The sequence below is a fragment of the Kineococcus sp. DHX-1 genome, from assembly GCF_042473625.1.
Taxonomy (GTDB): domain Bacteria; phylum Actinomycetota; class Actinomycetes; order Actinomycetales; family Kineococcaceae; genus Kineococcus.
The window spans coordinates 3,926,112-3,944,988 of the sequence record NZ_CP170445.1; the positions used below are offsets into that span (position 1 = coordinate 3,926,112).

Here is an 18,877-nt window from a genome sequence, read left to right on the forward strand (position 1 = left end):
GGCAGACGGGTGGTTGCGCGCGGAACGGCTCAGGTCCGTTCCCGCGCGGGACGAGACGCCCCTCGTGACCCCTGCGCGCACCCGTCTCCCCCGCCGACCGCGCCGCAGCCGACCCCTGCAGAGCACCCTGCTCGCCCTGGTCCTCGTGCCGGTGGTCGGGTTGAGCGCGGTCGCGGTCGTCGGGGTCGACGACCGGCTGGGCCACGCCCGGGACGCCGAGACGGCCCTGCACGAGGTCCGGACCGCCGTGGCTCTCGACGACGTCCGCAGCGCCGTCGGTCAGGAGGTCGTGCCCGTCCTGGGGGCGGCCGCCCTGCGGCAGCCGCGGGTGCTGACCGCCTTCGGGCTGACCCCCGAGGCCGCGGAGCGCATCCTCAGCGAGCGGACGACGTCCGGCGCCGCCGGCAGCACGGCCGCCACCGACGCAGCCGTCGCCGCCGCCCGGACGGGAGACGCGGCCCGGGCCGCCGTCGTCGCCGCGCTGCCGGAACGGCTCCTGCAGGCCCGGACGGCCACGGCCGGCGACGTGGACACGGGCCTGGCCCTCTACGACCAGCTCCTGTCCGACCTCACCACCCAGGTCAACGTCCACCTCAAGGCCGCGCGCTCGCTCGGTCTGGAGGGCGACCTGGCGTCGGCCCTGGCCGACCTGCAGCGCGTCTCGCGGGCCTCGGCACTGGCCAGCCACGAGATCACCGCCTACCTCGGCACCGTCGCCGAGGCCGACACCGTCCAGCGACGGGACTTCCTGCGGGTCTGGGGTGCCTACCAGCAGGCCTCGGCCGACGTCGTCGCGCTCACCGACCCCGCCATCGCCGCCGACTGGTCCGCGGCGGAGGCGTCGGTGAGCTCGCGGCGGCTCGACGACGTGCTCGCGGCCACCACGGACCGCGACGCCACCACCACCCTGGCCGGGCTGACCGTCGTCGGCATGGGCTCGGCCGACCGCGACGCCGCCCTGCGCGCGGTGCTGGCCCGGGCGGCCGCCGTCGTCGTCGACGAGGCGCAGGCCCAGGCCGACGCGGCCCGCCGCGAGCTGCAGCAGCTGCTCGTCCTGTGCGGGCTGGTCGTCGCCGCGACCCTCGTCGGGACGCTCGTCGTCCGGCGCGCGATCGCCGGACCGCTGGGCCGCCTCGCCGAGCAGTCCCGCTCGGTCGCCGCCGGCGAGCTCGTCGACGTCCGGGAGCAGGGGCCGACGGAGGTCCGCGTCGTCGCCCAGGGTCTGGCCGCGGCCGTCGACACCCTGCGCCGCGTGCAGGTGCAGGCCGAGGCCATCGCCGCCGGCGAGCTCGACTGCGAGGTCGTCCGCACGCCCGTGCCCGGTCCCCTCGGGCAGATCGTCCACGCCTCGGTGACGCAGGTGCTCGCCGCCTTCCACGAGCGCGAGCAGCTGCAGGCCGACCTCGCCCACCAGGCCGCGCACGACGCCCTCACCGAGCTGCCCAACCGCGCGCAGACCCTCGTGCTCACCGAGCGCGCCCTGCACCGCGCAGCCCGGCAGGGCAGCCGCGTCGGGCTGCTGTTCCTCGACCTCGACCACTTCAAGGCCGTCAACGACAGCTTCGGGCACGCCGCAGGCGACGAGCTGCTGCGGACGGCCGCGGCGCGGATGCACGCCACCGTCCGCGGCGGCGACGTCGTGTGCCGGCTCGGGGGCGACGAGTTCGTCGTCCTCGTCGAGGGCGTGGAGGACGAGAAGGGCCTCGTCGACCTCGGCGAACGCCTCATCACCGCGCTCAGCGCCCCCGTCGCGCTCGCCGGGCTGCCGCAGGCCCAGCACGTGCGGGTGGGGGCCAGCGTGGGCGTCGCGGTGAGCGTGCCCGGCACGCTGGACGCCGAACGCCTCGTCCGGGACGCCGACGCGGCCGCCTACCGCGCCAAGGCTGCCGGCCGGGGGGTCGTGGAGGTCTTCGACGACGAGCTGCGCGCCGAGCTCAGCGCGCGCACCGAGCTCGAGACCGCCCTGCGCCACGGCCTGGAGACCGGCGAGCTCGTCCTCTACTACCAACCGGTCCTCGACCTCGAGACCGGCCGGACCAAGAGCGTGGAGGCCCTCGTCCGCTGGATCCGTCCCGGCCACGGGCTCGTCCCGCCGGACGCCTTCATCCCCGTCGCCGAGGCGTCCTCGCTCGTGTGCGACCTGGGCCGCTGGGCCCTGGCGGAGGCCACCGCGCAGCTCGTGCGCTGGGACGCCGAGGGCGGGCACCGCGGCGGCCTCGACGTGGCCGTCAACATCTCCGGACGGCACCTGGCCCAGGCCCACCTGCTGGACGACGTGACCGACGCCCTGACGGCCAGCGGGATCCACCCGAACCGGCTGACGGTCGAGATCACCGAGACCGTCCTCGTCGACGAGCCCCTCGCGCTGGAGCACCTGCGGTCGCTGCGCGAGCTCGGCGTGCGGGTCGCCATCGACGACTTCGGGACGGGCTACACCTCGATCGGGCAGCTGTCCCGGCTGCCCGTGGACGTGCTGAAGATCGACCGCAGCTTCGTCTCCTCCCCCGAGGCGGGCAACGCCGACCTCGTGCGGCTGCTCATCAGCGCGGCCCACAGCTTCTCGCTCGGCGTCGTCGCCGAGGGCGTCGAGGAGGACGGGCAGCTGTCCGCCCTGCTCGCGGCCTCCTGCGACGCGGCGCAGGGGTACCTCTTCGCCCGTCCGGTGCCCGCGGCCGACCTGCCCGCGGCGGAGCTGCCGGTGACGCCGAGCCTCGTCACCGAGCTCCGGACGTGACACCCTCTGGGTGACCCCCTGTGACCAGCAGGTGACCCCCCGCCTTCGAGGAGCCCTCGTGACGCTGCCCAGCGCCCGCCCGCGCCGGCCGTTGCGCAGGCTCCGGTGGGCGCTCGCGAACCCCTTGCACCGCAGGGCAGGGACGTTGCGGCGCAGCCTCATCGCCCTGGTGCTGGTCCCAGTGCTGGGGCTCGTCGGGCTCATGGCCTACGCCGTCGACGAGCAGGCCCGGCGCGCGCAGACGGCGGAGACCGCGGCCGACGACGTCGCCGCGGCCGTCGCGCTGGACGCCGTGCGCGCCGCCGTCGCCCGCGAGGTCGTGCCCGTGCTGGGCCAGGCCGTCCTGGACGACCCGCGCACGGCCGCCTCCGTCGGCGTCGACGAGCGCGCCGTGACCTCCCTGTCCTCCCTGGCCCGTCCCACGCTCGCCGGTCAGGCCCTCACCGTCCGCGGCGACACCGACGACGCCCTGCGGGAGGCGCGGCAGGACGAGGCCTCCCGGGCCCTCGCCGTCAGCACGGCGGCGACGGTGGCGCAGCTGCGGGCCGGCGCCCGAGGCGGCGACCTGGACGCCGTCTTCGCCGGCTACCAGCGCGTCACCGTCGACCTCGCGCACCGCGTGAGCACCCTGCTGCAGGCCGCCCGGGCCCAGGGCCTGGACGAGCAGGGCACCCGGGCGCTCGCCGACCTGCAGCTCGTCTCCCGCGCCTCGGCGCTGGCCGGCGTCGAGGTCCCGCTGTACTTCGCGGCCACTGCGGGCGACGGCGCCGACCGGGCAGCCAACCGCGAGGCCTTCCTGCAGGCCTGGGGCGGCTACCGGGCGGCCTCCGCCGACGTCCTCACCCAGGGATCGCCGCGACTGGCGGCCGACTGGCGCACGGCCACGACGGGGCCCGAGGCGCGCGCCGTTGACCAACCCCTCGACGAGGGGGCCCGTCAGGTCGGCGACGCGACCCTGGAGAGCTTCGTCGAGCTCGCAGCCGCGAACACCGCCCGCGACACCGCGGTCCGCGCCGTCGTGGAGCGCACGGGGGACGAGGCCCGGAAGTTCGCCGTCGGCCCCGTGGACCGGGCCCAGGCGACGCTGTGGCTGCTCGTCGGGGCCTGCTCGGTCATCGTCCTCGGCACGCTCGGCGCCGCCCTGCTGCTGCGCCGCTGGATCGCGCTGCCGCTCAGCCGGCTGGCCGAGCAGGCGCGCGCGGTGAGCGACGGCGAGCTCGTCGACGTCGAGGAGGGCGGTCCGGTCGAGGTGCGGACGGTCGCCCGCGGGCTCGCCGTGGCGGTCGCGAACCTGCGCCGCGTCCGGGACCAGGCGCAGGCCGTGGCCGACGGTGCGCTCGACGCCGACGTGGTCACCCGCCCCGTGCACGGCCCGCTGGGCGAGGTCGTCCACGCCTCGGTCCGGCAGATGGTCAACGCCCTGCAGGAACGCGAACGGCTGCAGGCGGTCCTGGCCCACCAGGCCTCGCACGACGCCCTCACCGAGCTGCCCAACCGCGCGCAGGCCTCCGAGCTCATCGACGCCTCCCTGCACCGGATGGCCCGGCACGACGGCCGGGTGGGGCTGCTGTTCGTCGACCTCGACCACTTCAAGGCCGTCAACGACACCCACGGGCACGCCGCCGGCGACGAGCTGCTGCGCGTCGTCAGCGCCCGGATGGCCGGCTGCCTGCGGGGCGGGGACGTCGTGGCGCGGCTCGGCGGCGACGAGTTCGTCGTCGTGGTCGAGCAGGTCGAGGACGAGGGTGGGCTCGTCGACCTCGGGACCCGGCTCATCGACGCGGTCTGCGCGCCCGTCGAGCTGTCCGGCCGGCACACCGGCGTCCGGGTGCGGGTCGGCGCGAGCGTCGGGGTCGCGATCAGCCCCGTCGGCGGCTGCTCGGCCGAGCGGCTGCTGCGGGAGGCCGACGCCGCCGCCTACCGGGCCAAGGCCGCCGGCCGCGGGACCGTCGAGGTCTTCGACGACGCCCTGCGCCGCGACATCGCCCACCGCACCGACCTCGAGCACGCCCTGCGCGCCGGGCTCGACGACGGCGAGCTCGTCCTGCACTACCAGCCGGTCATGGACCTGCGGACGGACTCCGTGCGCAGCGTCGAGGCGCTCGTGCGCTGGGACCGCCCCGGCGCCGGACTGCTCGGGCCGGACGCGTTCATCCCCGTCGCCGAGGCCTCCGACCTCGTCTGCGACCTGGGGCGCTGGGCCCTGACGACCGCCGCCGCGCAGCTCGCCGCGTGGGACGCCGAGGGCGGCGACCTCGCCGGGATCACCGCGGCCGTCAACGTGTCGGGCCGGCACCTGGCCCAGCCGCGGCTGCTCGGCGACGTGGCCGTCGCGTGCGCGGGGGCGGGGATCGCCCCCGACCGCCTGACCATCGAGGTCACCGAGACCGTCCTCGTCGACGAGCCGACCGCGCGCGAGCACCTGCGCGCGCTGCGGGCCCTCGGCGTCCGTGTGGCGCTCGACGACTTCGGGACGGGGTACACCTCGATCGGGCAGCTGTCCCGCCTGCCCGTCGACACCCTGAAGATCGACCGCAGCTTCGTCGCCTCCCGCGACCGGGCGCACGCCGACCTCGTGCGCCTCGTCATCGGTGCAGCGCACAGCTTCTCGCTCGGCGTCGTCGCCGAGGGCGTGGAGGAGGACGACCAGCTCCTCGCGCTGCGCGACGCCCACTGCGACGCCGCGCAGGGCTACCTGCTCGGCCGGCCCCGGTCGGCGGCCGAGCTCAGCGCGCCCGCCACCGCCGGACGAGGCTGACCGCGCCGGAGGCCAGGACGCCGAACCCGACGGCGACGACGACGGAGACCCAGGGCTTGTCGCTGACCCCGCGGCCGGCCAGCCCGAGCGCCCCGTAGGCCAGCGCCCAGCAGACCGCCGGGACGACGTTCGCGACCGCGAAGCGGACGACGGGGTAGGACGTCGCCGCCGCCGCGGCCATCACCGGGATGCGGGCGCCGGGCAGCAGCCGCGACGTCACGAGCGTCCCGACGTCGTGGCGGGCCAGCCGCTCCCCCAGCTCGTCGAGGTGCCCGTGCGCCTCGGCCTGCCGCCGCAACCGGCGCCCGGCCCGCGTGTGCGCGCCGCGCAGCAGCAGCGTGTAGAGGACCAGGTCGGCCACGTACGCCGCCGCGGCCCCCACGACGACGACCTCCCCGAACGACAGCCACGAGCGGTGGTGCCCCAGCGCCGCCATCGCCGAGACGACGGCCCCCGTCGGCAGGACCGGCAGCAGCGCCCCCGTCACGACGGCCGCGAGCAGGACGGCGAGCGCCCACAGCCAGTTGTCGGCGTGGGACGTGGGGTCGAGGAGGTCGGTGAACGACCAGCTGAGCGAGGTGGTGAGGGCGGTGGTGAGCACGGTGGGACCAGGATGGCAGTCGCGCAGCTGGGTCCCCACCGGTCGGACCGCACACCCGTCGGGACACCCACCGGTGTCACCACGTGGAGGGAGGCGTGGGTGTCCCGGTCCGGCCGCCCTGACGACGTCCCGCGGACACCCACGGGTGGTCCCGCGTCGGACCGGGAGCGGGACCGGCGCGGACGTCGTCCCCACGACTGGGGGCCCGTTCCCGCGGCCGGTCCCATCACCACCCTGCCTGCGGCCGGTGCGCCCTGGCCAGGCGCCAGCGTCCGACCCGGCGGGAACGACGAAGGGCCCGTCCGGATCGGACGGGCCCTTCGCGGTGGAGCCGCCTCGGGGAATCGAACCCCGGACCTACGCATTACGAGTGCGTCGCTCTGGCCGACTGAGCTAAGGCGGCAGTACCAGCGCCCTCTCGGGCACGGACAGTGAGCTTACAGGACGTCGGCCCCTGCTCCCACCACGACTCAGGCGGTCCGCACCGCGTCCTCGACGACCGCCCGCACGAGGTCGGGCCGCTCGAGGGACGGCAGGTGCGCGACGCCGGGCAGGTCGGCGCGGCGGGCGCCGGTGATCCGGGCGAGCAGCTCCTCGGTCCGGTGCCGGAGGTAGCCGCAGTCCAGGTCGCCGGTCGCGAGCACGACGGGCAGGTCGAGCTCCCCCAGCCGCGCCCACGCGTCGCCGGCCCCGTTCCCGACGGCGAACGCGCGGTTCCGGTGCACCGTGGTGTCCATGGCGCGGAACAGCTCGCGGGCCGCACCACCGACGCGCCCGGGCGGCGACGTCGGCCCGTCGAGCCACAGCTGGGCGTCGAGCTCCACGGCGGTCTCGAGGTCACCGGCCTCGGCGGCCGCGTCGGCCCGTGCGTCGAGGTCGAGGGTCCGGGGGTCGTCCTCGACGGGGTCGGGTGCGCCACTCACGGCGGGGGCGAGCAGGACGAGGCCCGCGACGAGGTCGGGGGCGGTGACGGCCGCGTCCAGGGCCAACCCGCCGCCCATCGAGTTCCCGACGAGCCAGGCAGGCCCGGTGGCGACGTCGGCCAGCAGCGCGAGGAGGTCGTCGAGGTGGGTGAACTCCCCGTCGGGCGAGGGCGGCGAGGCCCCGAACCCGCGCCGGTCGTACGTCAGGGTCGCCGCACCGGACGGCAAGGCGTCCGTCCAGCAGCGGCGGTCGGCGACGCCGGCGTGCAGGGCGACGACGAGCGGGCCGGGTCCGGGGCGGTGGTCGACGGCGAGCGGGAGACCGGTGGGCACCGGCCCATCCTGGCGGGGGCGCCCGCCTCTCGCACCGGGTCACGCGACGAGCGCGCCCACGTCCTCCTGCACGAGGTCACCGTGCAGGGCCACCCCGGCCAGCACCCCAGCGCCGGTCGCGGCGGCCACCATCGCCCCCGGGTCGGCGACGTTCCCGGCGGCCCACACCCCCGGAAGGCTGGTCGCGCCGCCGGGCTGGACGGGCACGAACTCCCCCACCGCGTTCGTCGCCAGTTCGCCGCCGAGCTGGGCGAACACCTCGCCGCGGGCGCGGAACCACGGCGCGACGACGAGCGCCTCCACCTCCACACCCGCACCGCCGACGTCGACCCGGAGCGCGCCGGGTTCCCCGGTCAGCCCTCGGACGGCGCCCTCGACGACCTCGACCCCGAGCGCGCGGAACTGCGCGGCGGTCTCCGGAGGGACGTCGAGGTCCTGCCGGAAGAACGTCACCCGGTCGGTGAGCGCACGGAACAGCAGGACCTGGTGCAGCGAACCCGGGCGCGACCCCAGGACCCCCACGTGCTGCCCGCGCACCTCGTACCCGTGGCAGAACGGGCAGTGCAGGACCCCCGTCCCCCACCACCGCCGCAGCCCCGGGACCTCGGGCAGTTCGTCGACGAGACCGGTCGCCAGCAGCAGCCGGCGCGCCCGCACCCCCGACCCACCGAGCAGTCCGAGACGGAACCCGGCCACCTCGCGGTCGGCCGTCACGACCCGGTCGGCGAGGAACCGCACCCCGTACCCGCGGGCCTCCTCCCGGCCGGCGGCCAGCAGGTCCAGGGGGCCGATCCCCTCGCGCCCCAGCACGTCGAACGCGTGCGCAGCGGGGGCGTTGCGGGGTTCCCCGGCGTCCACGACCACGACCGAGCGCAGGGACCGGCCCAGCGCGACCGCCGCCGCCAGGCCCGCCGCGCCACCCCCGACGACGGCGACGTCCACGTCCACGTCCGCGTCCGCGTCCGACGAGGGGTCGACCGCGGCGCTCACCGGGCCACCCACACCGCGCGCCGGGCCCGGGGTTCCAGTGGCAGGTCGCCTGCGAGCAGGGCCTGGAGCGCCGGGGCCTCGTCGAACCCCGGAACGGCGAGGTAGCGCGGCAACCAGGCTCGGGCGAACTCCTCGGCGGCCGCGGACGGCGGAACGTCGAGGACGAGGTCGTGCCGTTCGACCGCGAAACCCGCCTCGCGCAGGTGCGGGGTCCAGTCCGGGTGGTGGTTCCACCCTGCGGCCCGGGCCGCGGCGCGCGCCCGGTCCTCGACGGGGTCGGCGGTGAACCGCGGCAGGTCCTCGAGTTCCACCACGACCAGGACACCGCCGGGCGCGAGGGCCGCCCGCACGTCGGCGAGCAGTCGCGGGACGTCGCCCACGTGGTGCAGGGAGGACGCTGCCCACACGAGGTCGGCGCCCCGCAGCTGCGCCGGGAAACCCTCGTCGAGGTCGGCCGCGACGACGGCGAACCCCTGGTCGGCGAGGACGGGCAGCATCCGGGGGTCGCTGTCGACCGCGGTGACCGTCGCGGCGGGGAAGCGGTCGCGCAGCAGCCGGCTGCCCGTTCCCGTGCCGGCGCCGAGGTCGACGATCCGGCGGGGCGGGACGGTCGACGGGAGCAGGTCGACGACGGCACCGAGCTGGGCGCCGAACACCTCGGCGTCGAGGTCCAACGTGCGGCGGTGCGCCGCCCCGTCGTCTGCTGCGGGCTCAGGGGAGTGGGAGTGGTGGTGACCGTGGCTCATACCTCGACGCTACGACGCACTGTGCGCGGATGGCATACCCTCTTGCGCATGCAGCAAGAACCGCAGTCCGAGGTGGACCTCGACGCCGTGATCCGCCAGCGCATCCGCGGGCTGCGCCTGGCCCGCGGCTGGTCCCTCGACAACCTCGCGGCCCGCTGCTTCCTCAGCCCCTCCACGCTCAGCCGGATCGAGACCGGCCACCGCCGCATCGCGCTGGACCAGCTCGTCCCCATCGCCCGGGCCCTGGACACCACCCTCGACGACCTCGTCGCGACAGCCGACGAGGAGGACGTCCTCATCCGCCCCGAACCGCAGCACCGGCCCGGCGTGACGTCCTGGCTGCTGTCCCGCGACCGGGCCGCGGCCGGCGTGACCGTGGCGAAGATGCGGTTCTCCGGAGCCCTGTCGGACGAACTCGGCGTGCACCCCGGGAGGGAGTGGTTCACCGTCCTGTCCGGCCGCGCGCGCCTGGAACTCGGGGGGAGGGTCGTCGAGGTGGGGCCCGGTCAGGCCGCGGAGTTCTCGACGATGGTGCCGCACCGGATCAGCGCGGTCCCGGGGTCGGGGGAACTGGAGGTGCTGTCGATCTTCGACCGCGACGGGGAACGCGCGCACCTGCACGACTGAGACCAGCGCCTGGGTCAGCGGCGTGGCCAGGGCAGCTTCGCCGACACCTCGAACCCGTCGCCCACCCGGTGCGCCCGCACGGTGCCGCCCACGAGTTCCACGCGTTCGCGCAGACCCACGAGGCCGAACCCCGACTCCGGCGCGCTCCCCCGTCCGCGCACCACCGACCCGTCGGGCGCGTCGCGCACGACGACGCGCAGTGAACGCCCGCGCCGCCCCTCGACCACCACCCGCGCCCGGTGCCCCGGCGCGTGCTTCCGCACGTTCGTCAGCCCCTCCTGCACGACCCGGAACGCCGTGCGCCCCAACGCCTCCGGAACCTCCGCCGGATCGGCGACGGTGAGGTCGAGATCGACGGGAGTTCCCGCGGCGTCGACCTCGGCGACGAGGGCGGGCAGGTCGGCCAGCGTGGGTTGCGGGGTCGTGGCCGCACCCGTCGACTGCTCGCGCAGGACGCCCAGGATGTCGCGCAGGTCTTCGAGGGCGGCGTGCGCGCTGCGGCGGATCGTCTCGGCCGACCGCACGACCTCCTCGTCGGCGGAGGACTCCAACCGCAGTTCCAGCGCCCCGGCGTGCATGCTCACCAGGGAGATCCGGTGGGCCAGGACGTCGTGCATCTCCCGCGCGATGCGGGCCCGTTCGACCGACCGGGCCTGCTCGGCGCGCAGTTCCTGCTCGGCCCGGGCCCGCTCGGCCGCCTCCCGCCACGAGGCCGTCAGCAACCGGCGGGCCCGGACGTACATGCCCCACGCCAGCACCCCGACGGCCACGACGACGAACACGAGACCCGCCGCCCACCAGGGCAGTCCGGGTTCGGGCCACACGACCGCCTGCACGACCCCGGACACGACGGACGCGACACCCACCCAGACGGCCACGCCGAACCTCCGCCGCACGGCGACGGTGAACAACGTGACGAGCGAGGCGAGCGCGAGCGCCGTCGAGACCGTCGAGGTCACCGTCACCACGGCCGCCACCGCGACGGGCCACCGGCGGCGTGCGAACAGCAGCGGGGTGAGCAGAACCCCGAGGAGGACGTCGAGGAACACCACGACGTCCGAACGCTGACCGGGCGTCTCCTCCAGCGTGATGCCCACGACGACGAGGCCGGCGGTCCAGCAGAGCAGGACGAGCGCGACGTCGCCGGCGGTCCGCAGCGCCCGCCGGCCCCGGGGTCCCAGCGGACCGTCTGGGACCGTCACCTCGCGCACGGGCCCCACCGTACGGTGATCACGAGCCCCCGGGCGTCCATCCTCCGGTCAGCGGCAGGTGGTCCCCTCGGCGGGTTCGGTCCCGCTCAGCAGGTAGGTGTCGACGGCGTCGTCGATGCAGGAGGACCCGGTGGCGTAGGCGGTGTGCCCGTCGCCCTCGTACGTCAGCAGGCGCCCGGACGACAGCTCCCCCGCCAGGCTCTTCGCCCACGCGTACGGCGTGGCCGGGTCGCGGGTGGTGCCGACGACGACGATCGGGCCGGCGCCCTCGGCGTGGACGGCGCGCGCCTGCCCGACGGGCGCGACGGGCCAGTCGGTGCAGGCCAGGGCACCCCACGCCAGGTACGGCCCGAAGGTCGGGGACTGCGCGGTGAACTCCCGCACGGTGTCGGCGACCTCGGGTTCGGTCTGCGCGTCGTCGCGGTCCAGGCAGTTCACGGCGTAGATGACGGTGCTGGAGTTGTCGGTGTACCGGCCGTCCGCGCCGCGGTGCGCGTAGGCGTCGGCGAGCGCCAGCAGCGGGGCCCCGTCCCCGCGCAGGGCCGCCGTCAGGGCCTTCGACAGCTCCGGCCACAGCGACGCCGAGTACAGCGGGTAGGCGACGCCGAGGTAGGCCAGGCCCTGCACGAGCGGCCGGTCGGTCCCCGTGGGCAGCGGGTTCGCGTCCAGGCGGTCCAGCAGCGCGCGCACCTGGGCGACGCCGTCGTCGACGGTGCCGGTGAGCGGGCAGTCGTCACCGTCCTGGCAGCCCTGCACGTAGGAGCGCAGGGCGACCTCGAACCCGGCGGCCTGCCCGGCGTTGACCTGCTCGCTCGTCAGGGCCGGGTCGATGGCCCCGTCGAGGACGAAGCGGCCCACGCGCTGGGGGAACTGCTCGGCGTACCAGGCGCCGAGGTAGGTGCCGTAGCTCTTGCCGAGGTAGCTGAGCTTGTCGTCGCCGAGCGCGGCGCGCAGGACGTCCATGTCCTTCGCGGCCGACAGCGTGTCCACGTGGGCGGCCAGCGGGCCGGCCGCCGCGCAGCCCCGGCCGAGCTCGTCGGTCTGCTGCTGCAGGGCCCGCACCTCGGCGGCGTCGTCCGGGGTCGGGTCGGTGGCCAGGAACGTGTCGACCTGGGCGTCGGTCAGGCAGCGCAGCGGGTCGGACTCCCCCACCCCGCGCGGGTCGAAGCCGACCACGTCGAAGTGGTCGCGGACGTCCCGGGAGACGACGTTCTGCGCGGCCCGGGCGTACTCGACGCCCGAGGCGCCGGGCCCACCGGGGTTCAGGACGAGGGACCCGAGCCGGTCCTTCCCCGTGGCGCTCGTGCGCAGCCGGACGACCGCCAGGGAGGTCGTCGGGCCGGAGGGATCGGCGTAGTCGACCGGCACCGTCAGGCGCGTGCACTGGAACCCGCCGGAGCAGTCGGCCCACTGCAGCCGCTGGGCGTAGAAGGACGCCAGCGCCGGGTCGGTCGCGTTCTCGCTCGCCACCGCGCGGGCCGTGCCGACCGGTTCGGGGTCCGGGCTGGACCCGCCGAAGGCCGAGCAGCCCGAGAGCAGCAGCGCAGCCGTGGCCAGGCCGACCACGGCACGCGAACGGGAGGGTCGGCGGAGGGAGCGCATGGTGCGCCCCACGCTACGGGACGTCACGACGGGGCCGCGGTCCTCAGTCGTCCCGGCGCGCGGGCCGCAGACTCAGGGCCAGCGCCTCGATCGCCAGCAGCGGCGCGACGTTCTGCGCCAGCCGCTCGCGGGCCAGCTGGACGGCCTCGGCGCGCGCCAGGGTCTCCTCCGGCGTGCCGGCCCCGGCCATCGTCCGCACCTCGGTGGTCATGTCGGAGTTCACCAGCTCCACGGGCGCGCCGAGCTGGACGACGAGGACGTCGCGCAGCAGCGCGAGCAGGTCGACCAGGGCGCGGTCCAGGACGTCGGTCTGGTGCCGGCGGGCGCGCCGCTTCTGGTCCTCCTCGAGCTGGCGCACCTGGGCCCGCACGGCCGGCGGGACCGTCGCCGAGCCGTCGGCCCCCAGCGCGCGCAGCAGCTCGGCCTTCTCCCGGGCGTCCCGCTCGACCGTCGAGGCCCCGGCCTCCTCGGCCGCGATGTCGACGAGCTCACCCGCGGCGATGACGGCGTCGCCCACCCCGCGCACACGCTGGGGCAGCCGCAGCACCTCGCGGCGACGGATGCGGGCGCCCTCGTCGCGCGCGAGGCGACGGGCCAGCCCGACGTGGGACTGCGCGGCCCGCGCGGCGAAGGCCGCCATGACGGGGTCGACGCCGTCGCGCCGCACGAGCAGCTCGGCGACGGCCTCGGCGGGCGGGATCCGCAGCGGCACGTGCCGTGCGCGGGAGCGGATCGTCGGCAGGACGTCGTCGACCGCGGGCGCGCAGAGCAGCCACACCGTCTGCGGCGGGGGCTCCTCGATGGTCTTGAGCAGCACGTTGCCGGACGTCTCGTTGAGCCGGTCGGCGTCCTCGACGACGATGACGCGCCAGCGCCCCACCGAGGGCCGGCGCTGGGCCGTCGCGATGAGCGGTTCGACGTCGACCCGGCGGATCCAGGTGTGCTCGGTCGTGAAGAGCGTCACGTCCGCGTGCGAGCCGGCGAGCGCCGTCCGGCAGCCGCTGCAGCGCCCGCAGCCGATCGCGGCCGGGTCCTCGCAGGCCAGGGCGGCGGCGAAGGCCCGCGCGGCCGTGGACCGGCCCGAGCCGGGCGGGCCGGTGAGCAGCCACGCGTGGGTCATGCCCGTCGTGCCGCGGCGGGCGGCCGTCGCGGCGCGGGTCAGCACCCGCACGGCCGGTTCCTGGCCGACGACGTCGTCCCAGACGCTCACGAGCGGACCGGGCCGGGGACGGTCACGGGCTCGGGCGCGGTCCCGGGCACCCCGGTGGCGGCGGGCAGCAGCGGCTCGAGGTGCTCGCGCAGCTTGGCGTGCACCGTCTCCGGGCTCGTCGTGGCGTCCAGGACGAGGTAGCGGCGCGGGTCGCGCCCGGCCAGCAGGAGGAACTGCTCGCGCACGCGGGCGTGGAAGGCGCGCGACTCGGCCTCCATCCGGTCGTCGGCGGCGCGCCCGGCGCGGCGCTGGGCCGCCGTCACAGGGTCGACGTCGAGGACGACGGTGAGGTCGGGCAGCAGGCCCTGCGTCGCCCACGTCGACAGCGTCTCCACCTCCGAGGCGGGCAGGTCCCGGCCGGCGCCCTGGTAGGCCAGGGAGGAGTCGACGTAGCGGTCGGTGAGCACGACCGCGCCACGGCGCAGGCCGGGCTGGACGACCTCGGCCACGTGCTGGGCGCGGTCGGCGGCGAACAGCAGCGCCTCGGCCCGCGGGCTGAGCGGCGAGGCGTCCCCGCGGTGGGACAGCAGGACCTCGCGCAGCTCCCGGCCCGTAGCCGTCCCGCCGGGTTCACGGGTGACGACGACCTCGTGGCCCCGCTCGGCGAGCCAGTCCGCCAGGAGCGTCGCCTGGGTCGTCTTGCCGGACCCGTCGCCGCCCTCCAAGGCCAGGAAGAACCCGCTGGTCGCAGGACGCACGGGGGCAGCCTCCTCGACCTCCCCCCGCCGCGTGAAGGCCCGGACGAGGTCGGAGCGCAGGCTCGTGCCGCGCCGGTCGTCCATCTGCCGGAAGGACACCACCCCGGCCATGCCCGTGATGACCCCGGCCACGACCATGGCCAGCGCCGACCCCGCGTACGTCACCGACCAGTGCTCGCTCGGGGCGATCGTCCGTTCACCGAGGGCGTTGGCCACCCACGGGGCCACGAGCATGACGGCGATGATGACGACGCGGGTGCTGGAGCCGACGAAGGCGAAGGTCCGACCGCGGACGTCGTCGTCGACCTCCAGGCCCAGCAGCGTGTAGGCCGAGACGTAGGCCAGGCCCGTGCACAGGCCGAGGGCCACGACGAACAGGCTGGCGACGACGATGTTCCCGACGAGCGCGACGAGGACGAGCGAGACCCCCGCCAGGGACAGCGCCAGCCCGAACGTGCGGCGGCGGCTGAGCCCCGCGAGCCAGCGCGGCCCCTGCCACACGCCGAGCGCGACCCCGGCGAAGACGGCCATGACGACCACGCCGTACCCCGGGTCACCGGCGCCCAGGCTCGTCACGAAGGCGCGGCCCAGGCCCAGCACGACCCCACCGGCGGCGAACGCGACGAGCATCCCGAAGACGAGGCCGCGCAGCAGCGGTGAGCCGCCGACGAAGCGCCAGCCCTCGACGATGTCGCGACCCAGCGTCGGGGCGAGCCCGCCCTCGCGCGGGCGGACCTCGCGCGGCGGGATGTCCAGGCGCCAGATGACGGCGGCGGCGACGAGGAACGTCACCGCGTTGACGTACATCGCGAGGTCGGACTGCCCGCCGCGCAGGAACGGCAGGAGGTTGTCGAGCACGCCCGTGAGCAGCGTGAGGAGGATGAACGCGAGCCCGGCCACGGGGGCCGAACCGTAGGTGGCGACGAGGCTGATCTGGTTGGCGACCTCGAGCTTGCGGGCCGGGACGAGGTTGGGGACGGTCGCGTCCTTGGCGGGCCCCCAGAACAACGTGACGAGCTCGATGAGCAGGGTCGCCACGAACAGCCACGTGAGGCTGCCGGCGATCGGGATGGAGATGAACAGCGCGAACCGCAGGACGTCGCCCACGACCATCGTCAGGCGGCGGTCCAGCCGGTCGGCCAGGGCCCCGGCGAGCGGCCCGAGGAGGGCGGCCGGGGCGAGCTGGAGGATGAAGACCGTCGAGACCGCGACGGACGTCTGGGTGGCGTCGCCGACCGTGAGCCCCGCGGCCGTCCCGAGCTTGGCGAGCATGCCCAGCCAGTCCCCGAAGCTGGACAGCATGAGCGAGAGCCACATGCGGCGGAAGTCGGGGTGGTCGCGCAGCAGGGCCCGCACGTCGTGGTCGGGAGCTGCGGCGGCGGTCACGACGTCAGGGTAAGGGGCGCCTCCGACAGGCCCGCCGCACGCGCGACGGGCCTGTGCACGGAGGTCACGACTGCGCGGGGGCGGCCGTCTTCTTGGCCGCGATCTTCTTCGCGGTCGTCTTCCCGGCCGTCGTCTTCTTGGCGGCGGCCTTCTTCGCGGTCTTCTTCACGGGCCCCTTGGCGCGCTTGTCGGCGAGCAGCTCGGCCGCGCGCTCCAGCGTGATCGTCTCGGGGTCGTCGTCCTTGCGCAGCGTGGCGTTGGTCGTGCCGTCGGTCGCGTACGGACCGAAGCGGCCGTCCTTGACGACGATCGGCTGGCCGGACTCGGGGTCGGGCCCGAGCTCCTTCAGCGGCGGCTTGGCGACCTGACCGCGGCGCGTCTTGGGCTGGGCGTAGATCGCCAGCACCTCGGGCAGCGTGATCGAGAAGATCTGGTCCTCGGACTCCAGCGAGCGGGAGTCCGTGCCCTTCTTCAGGTACGGCCCGTAGCGGCCGTTCTGCGCGGTGATCTCGTCCCCGGACTCGGGGTCGGCGCCGACGACGCGGGGCAGGGACAGCAGCTGCAGCGCCTGCTCGAGCGTGACGGTCTCGACCGACATGTCCTTGAACAGCGAGCCCGTGCGCGGCTTGACCTTCGCGGCCTTCTTGGCCGCCCGCTTCTTCGGCGCGGCCTGCTCGGCGCGCTCCTCCACGGCGGTCTTCGGGGCGTCGTCGTCCTCGATGAGCTCGGTGACGTACGGGCCGTAGCGGCCGACGCGGGCGACGATCGTGCGCCCCGTCTCCGGGTCCTGCCCCAGGACGTTGTCGCCCTCGGACTGCGAGGTCAGCAGCTCGTACGCCTTCTCGACGGTCATCTCGTCGGGCGCGACGTCCTCGGGGACCGAGGCCTTGAGCAGCTCGCCGGTCTCGCGGTCGGGGCCCTCGAGGTAGGGGCCGTAGCGGCCCACGCGCAGGACGACCCCCTCGCCGATCGGGACGGTCGAGATCTCGCGGGCGTCGATCGCACCGAGGTCGTCGGCCAGGCCCTTGATGCCGTCGAGCTCGGCGGTCGCCCCGTCCCCCGGACCGTCGGGGCGCGGCGCGTCGGCGACGACGGCCCCGTTGGCCGGGCCGTCGGCACCGAAGTAGAAGCGCGTCAGCCAGTCCACGCGCTCGGCCTCGCCGCGCGAGATCGCGTCGAGGTCGTTCTCCATCTCGGCGGTGAAGTCGTAGTCGACGAGCTTGGGGAAGTGCTCCTCGAGCAGCCGCGTCACGGCGAACGCGAGCCAGCTCGGGACGAGGGCCGAACCCTTGTACCAGACGTACCCGCGGTCGACGATCGTCGAGATGATCGACTGGAACGTCGAGGGCCGCCCGATCCCCTTCTCCTCCAGCGTCTTGATGAGGCTGGCCTCGGTGTACCGGGCGGGCGGGGTGGTCTCGTGCCCGTCGGCGGCGAGGTCGCGCGCCGTCAGCGGGTCCCCGGCGGTGACCTGCGGCAGGCGACGGTCCTCGTCACCCGAGCCCTCGTCGTCGCGGGTGGCGTCGCGGCCCTCCTCGTAGGCGGCGAGGAACCCGCGGAACGTGATGATCGTGCCGGAGGCGGAGAACTCGACCGCGCGGCCGTCGGCCGTGGTCGCGCCGAGGCGGACGGTCGCGGTCGTCCCGCGGGCGTCGTGCATCTGGGAGGCGACGGTCCGCTTCCAGATGAGGTCGTAGAGGCGGTAGTCGTCCCCGCGCAGCTCGCCGGAGACCTGCGCCGGCGTCCGGAACGTCTCCCCCGCCGGGCGGATGGCCTCGTGGCCCTCCTGCGCGTTCTTCGTCTTCGACGTGTAGTTGCGCGGGGAGTCCGGCACGTACTCCGGGCCGTACAGCTCCCGGGCCTGGGCCCGCGCCGCCGCCAGCGCCTGCGAGGACAGCTGGATCGAGTCCGTACGCATGTACGTGATGTAGCCGCGCTCGTACAGGCCCTGCGCCGTGCGCATGGTCTGCCGGGCGTTGAGGCGCAGCTTGCGCGAGGCCTCCTGCTGCAGCGTGGAGGTGATGAACGGCGCGGCCGGGCGCCGCGTGTACGGCTTCTCCTCGACCCCGCGGACGGCGAACTGCGACTGCGCGAGCCCGGCGACGATCGCCTCGGCCGCGGCGACGTCGAGGTGGGCGACGTTCGCGGACTTCAGGGAGCCGTCGTCGGCGAAGTCGCGGCCGCTGGCCACGCGCCTGCCCTCGACGCTGGACAGCTTGGCACTGAACGCCGAGTCGCCCTCGGGCTGGAACGTGCCGGTGATGTCGGCGTAGCCGGCGGCGACGAACGCCATCCGCTCGCGCTCGCGCTCGACGCACAGCCGGGTGGCGACGGACTGCACGCGGCCGGCCGACAGGCCCGCGCGGACCTTGCGCCACAGCACCGGGGACAGCTCGTAGCCGTAGAGGCGGTCGAGGATGCGCCGCGTCTCCTGCGCGTCGACCATGCGGTTGTCGATGTCGCGCAGCTCGCGGGAGGCCTGCTGGATGGCCTCGCGGGTGATCTCGCCGAAGACCATGCGGCGGTAGGGCACGCGCGGTTCGAGCGCCTGCACGAGGTGCCAGGCGATGGCCTCGCCCTCGCGGTCGCGGTCGGTGGCGAGGATGAGCTCGTCGACGTCCTTCAGGGCGCGCTTGAGCTCGGAGACCTTCTTCTTCTTGTCGCCGTCCACGACGTAGTACGGCTCGAAGCCGTGCTCCACGTCGACCGCGAACTTGCCGAAGGGGCCCTTCTTGACGTCGTCGGGCAGCTGCGAGGGCTGGGGCAGGTCGCGGATGTGGCCGTAGCTCGCCTCGACCTGGTAACCCGGGCCGAGGTACGTCGAGATCTTGTCGATCTTGCTGGGCGACTCGACGATCACCAGCCGGCGCAGTCCGTCACCGGACGCCTTCGTTCCCTGGGCCTTGCCCGCCACTGGTCCTGCCTCTCACCTTCGACTCGCTGTCCGCCCCTGCAGGACGCCGGCTCTGGTCCCCCGCCGGGCACGTCCCGCCGTGCACTCTCGCACGTCGCGGCGACACGGCGTGCACCTGTGCACACCCGGGGCTGCTCTGGACGT

General features: G+C 75.4%; 12 protein-coding genes and 1 tRNA gene. 3 read left to right on the forward strand and 10 right to left on the reverse strand.

Going from position 1 to position 18,877, the window contains the following annotated elements; all coding sequences use genetic code 11:
* The first annotated feature begins 64 nt into the window (after nucleotides 1-64).
* A complete protein-coding gene (locus ACFEMC_RS18860) occupies nucleotides 65-2,734 on the forward strand; it encodes a putative bifunctional diguanylate cyclase/phosphodiesterase (protein WP_380171045.1) in 2,670 nt (889 codons plus the stop codon).
* A 58-nt stretch (nucleotides 2,735-2,792) separates the two neighbouring features.
* Nucleotides 2,793-5,492: an EAL domain-containing protein gene (locus ACFEMC_RS18865; RefSeq protein WP_380171046.1), complete on the forward strand. Its 2,700-nt coding sequence runs from the start codon at nucleotides 2,793-2,795 to the stop codon at nucleotides 5,490-5,492.
* Here the strand turns inward: ACFEMC_RS18865 and ACFEMC_RS18870 are convergent.
* The 5 genes from ACFEMC_RS18870 to ACFEMC_RS18890 form a co-directional block, all read right to left on the reverse strand.
* A complete protein-coding gene (locus tag ACFEMC_RS18870) occupies nucleotides 5,461-6,093 on the reverse strand; it encodes a DedA family protein (RefSeq protein ID WP_380171047.1) in 633 nt (210 codons plus the stop codon). The two genes, ACFEMC_RS18865 and ACFEMC_RS18870, sit on opposite strands and share 32 nt — an antisense overlap.
* Before the next feature lie 326 nt (nucleotides 6,094-6,419).
* Nucleotides 6,420-6,496 (reverse strand) — tRNA-Thr (locus tag ACFEMC_RS18875).
* A 67-nt stretch (nucleotides 6,497-6,563) separates the two neighbouring features.
* Nucleotides 6,564-7,349, reverse strand: a complete 786-nt coding sequence (locus ACFEMC_RS18880; protein WP_380171048.1) for an alpha/beta fold hydrolase — start codon at nucleotides 7,347-7,349, stop codon at nucleotides 6,564-6,566.
* 39 nt (nucleotides 7,350-7,388) lie between these two features.
* Entirely contained in the window at nucleotides 7,389-8,339 is a 951-nt protein-coding gene (locus tag ACFEMC_RS18885) for an NAD(P)/FAD-dependent oxidoreductase (RefSeq protein ID WP_380171049.1), read from the reverse strand.
* The gene (locus ACFEMC_RS18890; RefSeq protein ID WP_380171050.1) at nucleotides 8,336-9,085 is read right to left on the reverse strand and encodes a class I SAM-dependent methyltransferase; all 750 of its coding nucleotides are present in this window, start codon (nucleotides 9,083-9,085) and stop codon (nucleotides 8,336-8,338) included. The genes ACFEMC_RS18885 and ACFEMC_RS18890 overlap by 4 nt, the downstream gene beginning before the upstream one ends.
* A 48-nt stretch (nucleotides 9,086-9,133) precedes the next feature.
* On the opposite strand from ACFEMC_RS18890, the gene ACFEMC_RS18895 reads away from it, so the two are divergent.
* Nucleotides 9,134-9,712 carry a cupin domain-containing protein gene (locus ACFEMC_RS18895; RefSeq protein ID WP_380171051.1) on the forward strand — a complete coding sequence of 193 codons (579 nt, stop codon included), beginning with the start codon at nucleotides 9,134-9,136 and terminating at the stop codon, nucleotides 9,710-9,712.
* A 14-nt stretch (nucleotides 9,713-9,726) separates the two neighbouring features.
* On the opposite strand, the gene ACFEMC_RS18900 is transcribed toward ACFEMC_RS18895, so the two are convergent.
* The 5 genes from ACFEMC_RS18900 to topA form a co-directional block, all read right to left on the reverse strand.
* Nucleotides 9,727-10,923 (reverse strand): sensor histidine kinase, encoded by a 1,197-nt coding sequence (locus ACFEMC_RS18900; protein WP_380171052.1) that lies wholly within the window; start codon nucleotides 10,921-10,923, stop codon nucleotides 9,727-9,729.
* Between the two features lie 48 nt (nucleotides 10,924-10,971).
* Nucleotides 10,972-12,489 (reverse strand): alpha/beta hydrolase, encoded by a 1,518-nt coding sequence (locus tag ACFEMC_RS18905; RefSeq protein ID WP_380171053.1) that lies wholly within the window; start codon nucleotides 12,487-12,489, stop codon nucleotides 10,972-10,974.
* A gap of 79 nt (nucleotides 12,490-12,568) precedes the next feature.
* Complete coding sequence (locus ACFEMC_RS18910) at nucleotides 12,569-13,735, reverse strand: DNA polymerase III subunit delta' (RefSeq protein ID WP_380171054.1); 1,167 nt, start codon at nucleotides 13,733-13,735, stop codon at nucleotides 12,569-12,571.
* The gene (gene tmk, locus ACFEMC_RS18915; RefSeq protein ID WP_380171055.1) at nucleotides 13,732-15,819 is read right to left on the reverse strand and encodes a dTMP kinase; all 2,088 of its coding nucleotides are present in this window, start codon (nucleotides 15,817-15,819) and stop codon (nucleotides 13,732-13,734) included. Before tmk ends, ACFEMC_RS18910 begins: the two co-directional genes overlap by 4 nt.
* A 64-nt stretch (nucleotides 15,820-15,883) precedes the next feature.
* Entirely contained in the window at nucleotides 15,884-18,733 is a 2,850-nt protein-coding gene (gene topA, locus ACFEMC_RS18920) for a type I DNA topoisomerase (protein ID WP_380171056.1), read from the reverse strand.
* Between the last annotated feature and the right edge of the window lie 144 nt (nucleotides 18,734-18,877).